13 protein-coding genes are annotated in these 12,316 nt (G+C 37.7%); 9 read left to right on the forward strand and 4 right to left on the reverse strand.

Annotation, left to right across the window (positions count from 1 at the left end):
- Positions 1-108: 108 nt before the first annotated feature.
- Positions 109-861: an alpha/beta hydrolase gene (locus ABNX05_RS05215; RefSeq protein ID WP_349658755.1), complete on the reverse strand. Its 753-nt coding sequence runs from the start codon at positions 859-861 to the stop codon at positions 109-111.
- Positions 862-1,145: 284 nt separating this feature from the next.
- Here ABNX05_RS05215 and ABNX05_RS05220 point away from each other — a divergent pair, with 284 nt between their 5' ends.
- Positions 1,146-2,027 (forward strand): LysR family transcriptional regulator, encoded by an 882-nt coding sequence (locus tag ABNX05_RS05220; protein ID WP_349658756.1) that lies wholly within the window; start codon positions 1,146-1,148, stop codon positions 2,025-2,027.
- A 179-nt stretch (positions 2,028-2,206) separates the two neighbouring features.
- Here ABNX05_RS05220 and ABNX05_RS05225 read toward each other — a convergent pair whose 3' ends face one another.
- Together ABNX05_RS05225 and ABNX05_RS05230 are read right to left on the reverse strand one after the other, a co-directional pair.
- Complete coding sequence (locus ABNX05_RS05225) at positions 2,207-3,007, reverse strand: DUF1835 domain-containing protein (protein WP_349658757.1); 801 nt, start codon at positions 3,005-3,007, stop codon at positions 2,207-2,209.
- A gap of 14 nt (positions 3,008-3,021) precedes the next feature.
- Complete coding sequence (locus tag ABNX05_RS05230; RefSeq protein ID WP_349658758.1) at positions 3,022-3,645, reverse strand: LysE family translocator; 624 nt, start codon at positions 3,643-3,645, stop codon at positions 3,022-3,024.
- Between the two features lie 287 nt (positions 3,646-3,932).
- Here ABNX05_RS05230 and ABNX05_RS05235 point away from each other — a divergent pair, with 287 nt between their 5' ends.
- The 7 genes from ABNX05_RS05235 to ABNX05_RS05265 all read left to right on the forward strand — a co-directional run bounded on the left by ABNX05_RS05235 (position 3,933) and on the right by ABNX05_RS05265 (position 10,560).
- Positions 3,933-4,316, forward strand: a complete 384-nt coding sequence (locus ABNX05_RS05235) for a sodium:proton antiporter (RefSeq protein WP_349658759.1) — start codon at positions 3,933-3,935, stop codon at positions 4,314-4,316.
- Between the two features lie 501 nt (positions 4,317-4,817).
- The gene (gene proB, locus ABNX05_RS05240; protein WP_349658760.1) at positions 4,818-5,903 is read left to right on the forward strand and encodes a glutamate 5-kinase; all 1,086 of its coding nucleotides are present in this window, start codon (positions 4,818-4,820) and stop codon (positions 5,901-5,903) included.
- Between the two features lie 21 nt (positions 5,904-5,924).
- A complete protein-coding gene (locus ABNX05_RS05245) occupies positions 5,925-7,175 on the forward strand; it encodes a glutamate-5-semialdehyde dehydrogenase (RefSeq protein WP_349658761.1) in 1,251 nt (416 codons plus the stop codon).
- A gap of 224 nt (positions 7,176-7,399) precedes the next feature.
- Positions 7,400-8,314, forward strand: a complete 915-nt coding sequence (locus ABNX05_RS05250) for a DMT family transporter (protein ID WP_349658762.1) — start codon at positions 7,400-7,402, stop codon at positions 8,312-8,314.
- A gap of 610 nt (positions 8,315-8,924) precedes the next feature.
- Complete coding sequence (locus ABNX05_RS05255; protein WP_349658763.1) at positions 8,925-9,899, forward strand: carbohydrate kinase family protein; 975 nt, start codon at positions 8,925-8,927, stop codon at positions 9,897-9,899.
- A 21-nt stretch (positions 9,900-9,920) separates the two neighbouring features.
- A complete protein-coding gene (locus tag ABNX05_RS05260; RefSeq protein ID WP_349658764.1) occupies positions 9,921-10,310 on the forward strand; it encodes an RDD family protein in 390 nt (129 codons plus the stop codon).
- A gap of 61 nt (positions 10,311-10,371) precedes the next feature.
- On the forward strand, positions 10,372-10,560 hold the full coding sequence (locus tag ABNX05_RS05265) for a nucleotidyltransferase domain-containing protein (protein ID WP_349658765.1): 189 nt from the start codon (positions 10,372-10,374) through the stop codon (positions 10,558-10,560).
- Positions 10,561-11,132: 572 nt separating this feature from the next.
- On the opposite strand, the gene ABNX05_RS05270 is transcribed toward ABNX05_RS05265, so the two are convergent.
- On the reverse strand, positions 11,133-11,567 hold the full coding sequence (locus tag ABNX05_RS05270) for a GNAT family N-acetyltransferase (RefSeq protein WP_349658766.1): 435 nt from the start codon (positions 11,565-11,567) through the stop codon (positions 11,133-11,135).
- A gap of 160 nt (positions 11,568-11,727) precedes the next feature.
- Here ABNX05_RS05270 and ABNX05_RS05275 point away from each other — a divergent pair, with 160 nt between their 5' ends.
- The gene (locus tag ABNX05_RS05275) at positions 11,728-12,180 is read left to right on the forward strand and encodes a MarR family winged helix-turn-helix transcriptional regulator (protein WP_349658767.1); all 453 of its coding nucleotides are present in this window, start codon (positions 11,728-11,730) and stop codon (positions 12,178-12,180) included.
- The last annotated feature ends 136 nt before the right edge of the window (positions 12,181-12,316 follow it).

Here is a 12,316-nt window from a genome sequence, read left to right on the forward strand (position 1 = left end):
ATAGCTTTTATTTGAAAAACAATAGTTGTTTTTTCTTTTAGAATTGTTAATTGTACAGTTCCTAGCATTAAACAGGCAAAACTAAAAGAGCTGTCTGCTGACAGCCCCTTAGTTTGCTACAGACCACTCTATATGATCTAAAAACTTATATACGTCCTCATACACTTTTTCGCGCTCTTTATCTAATGTAATAATATGACCTGAATTTTCATACCAAATAATCTCTTTATCGTCTGTTTCCACGGTATTTAAAATAAACGGTGCACTTTCTTGATAAAGCTCATCATCTAATGAACCTTGTAATACTAATGTAGGTGCTTTGATTGTAGATAAATCATCGCGTGTTTCTGTCGTTAAACGTGTCACACCATCTAATGAATCCTTAGGTGTAATTCGTAATTCATGTAATTCTGAAATGATTTGATCTTTTGATTTATTTTCAAAATGTTTATATAAACGAGCGTAATGATATAAACGTGTAAATAATCCTTTTGAGTTATCGCGTGTGATTGGTGCACACATGGCAACACATGCTTTCACAGGGAATGTCTCTGCTACTTTTAACGAAAATACGCCGCCAAGCGAAATTCCTACTACCGCGATTTCTTCATAGCCATTACTCTTTAGGAAGTTATAACCTTCCACAACATCATTCCACCAGTCTTCTGGTTTTGTTTCAAGTAATGCTTCTGGTTCTACACCATGCCCACTATAAATCGGTGCATGAACCGTATAACCACGTTTTGATAAAAATTCTCCTAGCTTTTTCACATCTTTTGTGCTACCTGTGAATCCATGCAGTAATAGTACGGCTTTTTTGCCTCCCTCAATTGTTAGAGGTTGTGGCTTAGATAAATTCATTTTATAATATCCCCTTCACGGAAATTTGTAATTGTGTAATTTATGTGTCTATCTTAACACCCTTTATTCATAATGTACAATTTATAGTTTTTATCATATTAATGTGTTTCGTGCATTAATGATGTGAGGTTAACGGCTGTACTATCACACTTTCAGCTACTTTCATTTTTCATTTCTCTTTTTAAGTGCTCCATCCTTTTTAAATTTTTTTGGCGCCTATACTTCCTAGTCTTTTACCGTTATAATGCAGTTAACTCAAAAATAACGAGAATAGAGGTGAAAAAATGGAGTGGCAGCAATTGGAGTATTTCGTAACGGTAGCTAAACTCGAGCATATGACTCGTGCAGCTGAAGCATTAGCGATTTCTCAGCCAGCATTAAGTCGCTCTATTTCAAAGCTTGAAGAGGAATTAGGAGTACCCTTATTCGACCGTCAAGGACGCTCGATTATGCTCAACCGATATGGCGAGCTTTTTTTGTATCGGGTCCAACGCATGCGTAAAGAGTACGAAAAAGCAGTGATTGAATTACAGGAGCTGAATAACCCAGAGCTAGGAGATGTATCACTCGGATTTTTACATACTCTAGGGACTAGCATTGTACCTGACTTGATCCGTTCCTTCCGTCAGAAGCATCCGCATATACGCTTTCACTTTACACAAAATTACTCACACTCCCAGTTGAAGCAATTACTTGCGGGAGAGTTAGATCTTTGCTTACTCGCAGCGATTGACACGGAGCCACCTGTTTGTTGGAAAGAGCTATGGCGAGACGAGCTTTTTATTATGGTGCCGATTGACCATCCACTCGCCAACCGTAAAAGCATCAAAATGAAGGAACTTGAACATGAAAATTTTGTTCTGTTGAAAAAGGGTTACGCATTACGCCGCACAGCGGATAAATTATTAAATGCTGCAGGTATCAAACCGAAAATTACGTTTGAAGGTGATGAGGTATCTACAGTTGCTGGTTTTGTAAGTGCTGGGCTTGGCGTGTCGTTGCTACCTGTTGATGAAGACTTGAATCCAAATAAATTGGCGAAAATTCGTGTTGAGGATATGGTTTGTGAACGGACCATAGGTATGGCTTGGATTGAAAATCGATACCTTTCACCATCAGCACGACAATTTCAGCAATTTGTATTCGATTTTTACGAAAAGAAGTAATCTTTACTCATATAAAATGGTCTAAAACATTAAAGTGAGTAACAATTGTTACTCGCTTTTCTTTATATTCAATTGCGGAAAAGTTAATCCTTTACATGACTTTTCACATTAAGCCAATTTTCTTGAACTAAAAAAAACCACCTTCTCCGAATGAAAGGTGGTTACTGGAAGCAGTTTTATTATTTTTCCCCTACATATTTTACTTGATACGAATACATATCTGTTGTATCTCCATCAACCTCAAAAAGTCCCTGCTTTGCAAGTGTCATTAGTCGTTTTTCCACAAACTCTTCACCTAAATACTCATCAATTGAACCAATTGCTTCACCGATGATACGCATCGGTTTAAGCCATTCCTCATTTAGTTCTGCATGAGCTCTTTCGGCACATTCTATAATGATAGGATCCAATGCATCTTCCGCTACATGGACAATTCCATCTTGCCAAACTCGCAATGTACTAGGGTTTTGTTTTAGCTCTTCCCATTCATTAGCAAGTTGCTGACACTCATCAATTGAAAAACGCTTTGCCTCAGAACGTAGCTTCATAAGCAAGTCTGGCGAAAGCTCACCTGTTTGACGAATCGTCATGTTTGGTTGTACACGTTTCAAGCCATCCGTGGCATCAATCCCATATACCATACTACATTTATTGATCAACTCTCTCATGACATAACGTAACCCAATCTCTTCATGAGTGCTTTCGCTGTACCATACCCAGACATCAACATCACACGGTAAACCTGCAATTTTTTGCTTCCATTCTTTATGAAGATCCTCGTTCAATTCACGTTCTTCACTGTCCCTAAAAATATTGGCTCGTAACCAGCTTTTGCGTACTTCTGAGCTACTTAGCGGACCAATCGAGAAAATCTCATTGACACTAAGCACTGACTCCTCTCGTTGTAAATGATGTTGTCGTATTGCATGTTTAATTGAACCTTGCGTAGATAAGCTAAACGTTATATGTAAAATTGCCATGAAAATCCCCCAATTTACTGTTTACTTAGCGCTATTTGTATTCCAATAAAAGTGAAAAGTACACCTTGAATCATATTTAATCGTTTAGCAATTGCAGGCTTCCCAATAATTACTTTTCTTACTTTACCGGCAAAAATACTAAATAATGAAAATAGAATAAGCGCTTGTACTAAAAATACAATACCCAAAACTAGCATCTGTAAACCTACATGGCCATTAGAAGGATTTACAAACTGTGGCAATAGTGCTAAGAAAAATAAAGAAACTTTTGGATTTAAAATATTCATTAAAATACCTTTTCTATATAACGTCACATAGGCTTGTACATTTTGCTGTTCCATGGTGAATGGATCACCTTTCGCACGAAACGACTGCCATGCTAAATACAATAAATACGCCGCTCCTGCAAATTTAACAATAGAGAAAATAACTGTGGATTGATAAATAATAGCCGAGATACCGAGAACCGCCGCACCTATATGAACGAGCAAACCTGTACATAAGCCAAGTGATGTTGCTATACCAGCCTTTTTATCCTGCGCAATACTTTGTGCAAGAACAAATAAATTATCTGGCCCTGGCATTACAGTTAAAATAATTGACGCTCCTACAAACGCCATTAAGGTTGAAAATGCCAATACTATCCCTTCTTTCTATTGCATTTTACAAAAATATCCATCATCAGTGAGATTAATTTCTATTCAGACTAACTCTATTTTTAGTAGAACAATTACTTTTCAAAAATAATAACCATAAAATGTATTTCTTAACATTATACTATATACATACATACTTTTTCTAAATTTTTACAAAAATCTCTACCCAATTCTGCTCGTTTCAGCAATACTTTTCTACCTTAATCCATTATAATAAATATTACCATAACTTAAAAGTCGGATTATTTGGGAGAAAGAGGTGTTAGTTGATGGCAGTAAGCGATATTGTAAAGCAATATGAAGACGAGCAAGGAAATGTCTATTATAAAATGAAAACACATGACATCAGGGTACAGGCCACGCAAACTTCAGGGTTAGCGCCAGTTATTACTTATTGGATGGGCGAAAAAGAGATTACAGACGATATTCGAAGTTTACGCTTTAGCCCTCGCCCTCCCTCAAGTTATATTCAAGATTACGATAAATTTCAAACTATGCTTTATGCGAAAGAACAACGTTCCATCAACGAACTATATGAACGAATGAGTATTAAACCGAAAAATATGTCTTCAGGAAAACAAATAGTATGGAGTTCTTTCGTGATTGTTTTAGCGATGCTCCCACTATTAATCGCAATCTGGTGGTTTAAGTAAACAAGGTTATGTTGCTCCTACACGTTACTCTCGATTGTTCAGTAATACCTACTTTTTTTCAAAACTTTCTATTAACATTCCTAATCGGCTTGACAGACATGCTAAAGTAGTGCATTCTTTATAGAAATCGGACTCCAAACAAAAGAATTGATGAAGGTCCATTCAAAAAAGATATTGAATTATACAATATAAGCGAGCGAAGATTAGTACCTAGAAACTGCTTGATCAGAGAGCGATGCCCACCGGCTGTAAGGCATTGTACAAGAAAGACTAAAGAACCTACTTCGTAAATCGTCCTAGCAAACTAGGCGCAGTCTCAAGCGTTATGAGTAAAGTGGAATGTCAATGATGTTCAATCTAGGTGGTACCACGGAAAGTAAACCTTTTCGTCCTAATTTTTTAGGATGAAAAGGTTTTTTAATTTTTAAATTTAGCGAAATCTTTGTGGCTGCTAAAGTTTAAATCATAGTACAAGTGTAATGGCGAATTGGAGGTATTGCTATGGAAAGAAAAAGAATTGTCGTCAAAATTGGGAGTAGCTCCTTAACAAATGCAAAAGGTGAAATTGATAAAATACGTTTAATGGACCATGTCCAAGCGATTGCTGAATTAAAAAAATACGGGCATGAAGTATTGCTTGTTTCATCAGGCGCAGTAGCAGCGGGCTTTAAACAGCTAGGCTACCCTTCTCGTCCCGTCACATTAAAAGGTAAACAGGCTGCAGCAGCAGTTGGGCAAAGTTTACTGATTCAAACCTACAATGCTTTATTTAGCATTTATGATATTGTGCCTGCTCAAATTTTACTTACTCGCACTGATTTTTCCAAAAAAGAGCGTTATAAAAATGCCTGTGCCACATTTGAGGAATTATTAGAACGCTCCATTTTACCTATCATTAACGAAAACGATTCGGTATCTGTCAGCGAATTAACCTTTGGAGATAACGACATGTTATCAGCACTTGTAAGTGGTCTTATACATGCCGATCAGCTCATTATCTTAACTGATATCAATGGCTTGTATAATGCCAATCCATCTAAAAATCCTGATGCACAACGTATTGATCGTTTAACAGAGGTATCAGATGAGATGCTTGGCTTTGCAGATGGTTCAGGGTCTAAGGTCGGTACAGGTGGTATGGAATCCAAATTACTGGCAGCTCGAGCAGCCTTAAATGCAGGTGTCAAGGTGTTTATTGGAACTGGTCACGGTGCTAGTAAGCTTGTCGATATAGTAGAAGGACGTGGTGATGGTACGTATGTTGAGCATGACGCACTTGCTGTTTTAACGAATAATAAACAGTGGATTGCACTAACGGAAGTATCTGGTAAAATTTTTATAGATAGCGGTGCAGAACATGCATTATTGGCAAATGGGAAAAGTTTGTTGCCTGCTGGTGTATATCGTGTCGAAGGCGACTTCGCAAATGGCGACGTTGTCGAAGTCTATAGTGACAAGGGACTGCTTGGCCGTGGTGAGGTCTTATATTCTTCCCTAGAGTTAGCACATGCGATGGGAAAACGTACAGATGAGTTAGCGAACTATCCCATTGAGGTCATTCATCGAGATAAATGGCTAAAAATTTAAACAAATTAAGGAGGAATTCACATGACGAGTGAAGTTCAACAAAAAGGAAAGCTAGCTAAGGCCGCAAGCTATATTTTTAATATTAAAACAACTTGCGAGAAAAATGAGGCTCTCACAAAAATTGCTGAGCAATTACTAATCGACCAAGATACGATCATTGCTGAAAATGCAAAGGATTTAGCAAACGGCGAGAAACAAGGAATGCCCGCTTCTACCCTCGATCGCATTATGCTAAACAAAGAACGAGTAGAGGCAATGTCAAGTGCTATTCACTTGTTAGTTGAATTAAATGATCCAGTTGGTAGTCTTTTAGAACGAATAGAAAAAGAAAATGGATTACTAATTGAAAAGCGTTTAGTACCAATTGGCGTTATCGGGATGATTTACGAGGCACGCCCTAATGTAACAGTAGATGCGGCAACATTATCATTAAAAACAGGCAATGCAGTCATTTTACGTGGTAGCTCTTCTGCTAAATTTTCGAATGTAGCGCTAGTGGCAAGTATTCATCGTGCACTTAGCAAAACGTCTATCCCTGCGGACGCTGTGCAATTAATCGAGGATACAAATCGTGAAACTGTCAAAGAATTATTCCATTTAAAAGAATACTTAGATGTTTTAATTCCTCGTGGCGGAAAGGCACTAATTGACTTAGTAGTAAACGAAGCCACTGTACCAGTACTAGAAACAGGTGCTGGCAACTGTCATATTTATGTAGACCAAACGGCCGATTACTTAAAAACAGAAAAGATTTGCATCAATGCAAAAACACAGCGCCCTTCTGTTTGTAATGCCGCAGAAAGCTTACTTATTCATCCAGAATGGTTTCATGAGCACGGTAAACAGCTACTAAGTGCTATACATCAAGCTGGTGTGACAATTATCGGCGATGATACTGTTTGTCAAGCTCTTGATTTCGCACAACTAGCAACTGTAGAAGACTATGCAACTGAATATTTAGATTTAAAGATTAGCGTTAAAATTGTGGAAAACGTTTATGAAGCAATTGAGCACATTAATAAATATGGCACGAACCACTCTGAAGCCATCATGACAGAGAATCAGTTAGCAGCAGATACTTTCTTACATAGCGTGGATGCTGCTGCTGTTTATCACAATGCATCCACTCGCTTCACAGATGGCTTTGAATTTGGCTACGGTGCAGAAATCGGCATTAGTACGCAAAAATTACATGCTCGAGGACCAATGGGTTTACCTGCGTTAACATCTACAAAGTATTTCATTCACGGTAACGGCCAAATCCGAGAATAATTGTAGAACAATGAAAAGTCGACAGTTGACGTACGTACACTGTCGGCTTTCTTCGCTTATTTTATGAAGCTTTAGGATTGAAAGATTTATAGAGGGACATGGCGGATTCTACTCCTAACCGAGTAGTTCTAACCTCTACATGAGTGAAGAACTTTAATAATGGGGCGAAATAAACGTTAATATTTTCACAAGCGTCAAAAATTTTAATAGAAAGAAGGTTTTATATGAACATTTCAGCGATTATCAAACTAACTGTTTCAATGGCCCTTTTTGGCTCTATTGGATTTTTCACCGTTCATACGGGTGTACCTGCAATCGAGCTAGTATTTATTAGATGTATTTGCGCTACCCTCTTCCTTGGCGGAATGTGGCTTATCACTGGTGGTCATAAGACGGAAAAATGGGATAAAAAAGAAATTTTACGTACACTTCTATGCGGTGTCTTTATTGTCTTAAACTGGGTATTTTTATTTAAAGCCTTTGAAGAAATGTCAATTTCCATTGCCATTTCTATTTATAATTTAGCACCAATATTCGTATTAATTTTTGGCGCATTATTTTTAAAAGAAAAAATGACTATTCAAGCGTTACTAGCAACACTAACTTGTTTTATCGGTAGTATGTTTATTATCGGTTTAAATAATTTTATGTCCCTCTCTGAATTTATGAAATCAGGCTTTATATGGGCATTACTGTCTGCATTATTTTACGCATTTACGATGCTAACAAGTAAAACGATCACAAAGCTTAGCTCCTACGCATTAACATATATCCAAACAACGGTCGGAATTATCATACTATTGCCATTTGTTAATTTTTCGTTATTTGGAGATTTAACGACTACAAACTGGCTATATATTTTAGGAACAGGTTTTATTCATACAGGCTTTGTTTACTATTTATTTTTTGATAGTATTCGTAGCCTCTCTACCATACTAGTTTCAGTATTAGTATTTGTTGACCCTGTTGTGGCAATATTGCTTGATATGCTGTTACTTGATTTTATGCCGAGCTTTATGCAAACAGCTGGTATTGTATTAATTTTCGGCGGTATTTTCTACACTATTTACGTACCAAAGAAAAAGCGAATGCCTCGTAGCAAAAGCGAAGCGTCTGCTACGGAACCCCCCCACCTTTAAAGGTGAATGCGGTTTGGTTCGGATATCTAAACAATGCTGAAATAAGGAATTCAGTCTAAGTATGTGAGGGCAAGGTGACGGAAGTGTCTTGCTGAGCGACGGAATCAAATGAAGGCGACGGAACCGACTGGCTTAACGACGGATTCAAAGCTCATAGTGACGGATAGATCCTGCTGAGCGACGGATTCAAATGAAGGCGACGGAATCGACTGGCTTAACGACGGATTCAAAGCTCATAGTGACGGATAGATCCTTCTGAGCGACGGATTCAAATGAAGGCGACGGATACAAATGAAGGCGACGGAACCGACTGGCTTAACGACGGATTCAATGCGCTTATCGACGGATAGATCCTGCTGAGCGACGGAATCGACTGGCTTATCGACGGATTCAAATGAAGGCGACGGAACCGACTGGCTTCACGACGGATTCAATGCGCTTATCGACGGATAGATCCTGCTGAGCGACGGATACAGATGTAGCCGACGGAATCGACTGGCTTAACGACGGATTCAATGCGCATAACGGCGGATAGCCATTCCTTATGGCAATTTTTCTGCGCGACAGCACCAATTATCTAGGACGAAATTGAAATAAAGGAGGTTTTTCCATGAGTAAACTTTATGCAATTGGTGAATTATTAATTGATTTTACACCTACTGAACAAAATGCCTCCCTTGTTGCAGTTGAGCAATTTACTAAAAATGCTGGTGGGGCCCCTGCCAATGTTGCAGCTGTTTGTGCAAGGCTTGAGCAACAAGCGGCCCTCATTACACAGGTAGGTCAGGATGCTTTTGGAGATTTTCTAGTAGAAACATTAAAGAAAGCCGATGTCGATACGAACTATATTGTTCAAACTGTTGAGGGTGAAACAAGTCTAGCCTTTGTTTCATTGACTGGTGATGGAGCCCGTGATTTCTTATTTTATCGCCGCCACGCAGCTGATTTACTTTACAACAAAGAGCAACTGCCACCGAATCTTTTAAGAGATAAAGATATTCTTCATTTTTGTTCAGTTAATTTAGTGGAAAGCCCAATGAAACATGCACATGTGGCCCTGATAGAACAAGCTCAACAGGCAGGGAGTCTTGTTTCTTTTGATCCAAATGTTCGCTTGCCACTGTGGAATGATGTGAAGGCATGTCGTCAAACCATTTTAGAATTTTTACCAAAGGCCCATATCGTTAAATTGTCTGAAGAGGAGCTTTTATTTTTAACAGCGATTGATGATGAAAAAACAGCCGTCCATTCATTATTTCAAGGGAAAGTACAAGTACTTATCATTACTCGTGGAGCAGAAGGTGCAAGTCTTTATACGAAAAACCTTCACGTTAAAGTACCAGTTGACAAGGTTCAAGCGATTGATACAACCGGAGCAGGTGATGCCTTCATCGGTGCATTGTTAGCCATTTTCCTTAGCAAGCAGATTACAGCGAACAATCTAGTCGACTTTTGTCAGCAGCATGCTACCTCCCTCCTTACATTCGCGAATAGCTATGCGGGAGCTTCGACAGAAAAACATGGGGCCATGCCCTCTTACCTTACTAAGCAAGAGTTTCCATTTAAATACAATATATTCCTTTGAAACTTATGAGGAGGTACTCCGATGAAATCTATTACTAAAAAACGAACAAAAGCATTTCTAATTGATTTGGCAATTTCAACGGCTGTCACAGCTGGAGTGGAATATGTCCTGCGGAAAAAAATAAAAAATGAGGCTATTCATGCCATTGTCACACCAACAGCCGTTATGTGGTCACTTGAATTTGCACAATTACGTAATAATGGACAAACCGTTGGCTATAAAAAAATGGGGATAGCACTTGAGAATAAAAGTGGGACTAGGCTCACTTCTGCTCAAATTCTGAAACGAATGGCATACCGTGACTCAATTAGCCCATTCGACTACTTGAAAAATCCAACAGCGTTCGAACAACAAAACGGACAACTTCTACCTCACGATCACTTCTCAGACACCGTTGTAAACGAAGTCTAACAAAATAAGGCTACTCAAAATATTATTGGGTAGCCTGTTTTAATAGTAGGAGAGGATACACTTGAATTTGGATCATGTTGTTGAGATTTTACTCGAAAGTTTAAAAGGTGATCAATTTGTTGAAGCTGTATTTTTAAGAGGATCCATAGCTAGAGAGGAGTATGATGAATTTTCAGATATCGATATGTACTGCGTTGTGAAGGAAGAAATATTGAAGCATTTTTGCCCAATAGCAAGAAGCATATTGTAACTTATAAGGATACATTTTTGTTGATGACATTTATATTATTGCCCCACAGCTACTAAACGATGCTATTAAAATATTATTTGATCTGAATGAAATTCTTACTGCTAAACTGGAAAGTACAACTATGGCTTTAACTCCACTTGAATTTCAAAATGTTGTAGATAATACTGTCTAGTATTTGTATCAATATTATTGGAGTGCTCAACGCGGAAATGAGATTTGGTGTATTCATTTATTGCGGAATAGTTTAGAACACTTCGCTAAAGTACTCCTACATAAATATTGCCCTGAGCGAGCTTTACTTGGACTTAAAGCGATATATAATTCGCTTCCCTTTGCCCCCTTAATGAGATAGTCGATATTATGAATTGTATGAGCCTTGTTACACATGAAATGGCCGTTAAGAAATTAGTGAACGCCTTCAATATGAATCAGATTGGATATTTGAAAATGTGCCGACTAAAGAAGATATTATGCCATTATGGGAAAAAATAAAAGAGTTATTGCACTAAAATAAAATAGCAAACTAACATAAAACTTAGTTTGCTATTTTTAATATATTGAGTATCCTAGGCCTAATTAAATTGTTTTTTCATTAAAATATGCGGGATGCCACAATCCATAAATTCTTCACCTTCACGTCTATAGCCTAATTTTTCATAAAAGCCTTCTGCATAAGATTGCGCGTTTAATTTTGATTTTGTTAAACCTTTTTCTACTGCTATTTCCTCTAAACGTTGGATAATTACTTTACCTAAACCAAATTTGCGGAATTCTATTAATATACATATACGCTCTAGTTTGCCATAGCCATCAACAATTCGCAGTCTACCAGTACCAACAGGTTGATCGTTATAATACACAAGAATATGATCACATGCTGCATCTAGCGTGTCGAATTCATCATATTCTTCTTCCTCTGGCACCTTTTGCTCCTCAATAAAAACTTTTTGACGAATGGAAAACGCTGTTTGTAAGTCTTTTTCATCTGTAATTTTTTTTGTGTTCATTTTTATATTCCTCCTCATTTTTTCTGTTTTAGGAGTGTACTCTCCCCTGATTGGAAAAGAAAACCACCTGTAGATATGAAGTGAAATTTCCCTTCATGGATGATAATATATAGTATAGAGTATTTTTTATTGCAAATACAATATTTTTCGGAGGCAATCAATGAAGGAAATTTTACGAGATATTGGTGCGATTGCTCGGGCACTTGATTCCATTAGTAATATTGAGTTTAAAGAACTTGATTTAACAAAGGGACAGTATTTGTATGTCACTCGCATCTGTGAAAACCCTGGTATTATTCAAGAAAAGGTTGCTGAACTATTGAAGGTAGATCGCACAACTGCCTCTCGAGCTATTCAAAAGTTGGAGACTAAAGGTTTTGTAGAAAAGCGTAGTGAAGTTGGTAACAAGAAAAACAAACAGCTTTTCCCAACAGAAAAAAGTTTGAAGATTTATCCATTTTTAAAGCGAGAAGGAGACTATTCGAATGCTAGAGCATTAGATGGTTTTTCTCCTGAAGAAATGGACAGTGTTCAAGACTTTTTAATTCGTATTCGTCAAAACATTGAAACTGATTGGGAATACGTAAAAAAAGGGCATAAACGAAATTATTAAAGGTGATTCCTCGTGCTTTTTGAGCATTTGGAACCGTCTTCCTTTGCGAAGAATACCTATTTTAATATAACGTTAACAGCCCTTGAATTACACCCTTTTGGCACTCTAAGCATTAGTTAGCGAGCGAATAGTATGA

This window comes from Lysinibacillus zambalensis, assembly GCF_040183165.1.
Lineage (GTDB): Bacteria > Bacillota > Bacilli > Bacillales_A > Planococcaceae > Lysinibacillus > Lysinibacillus zambalensis.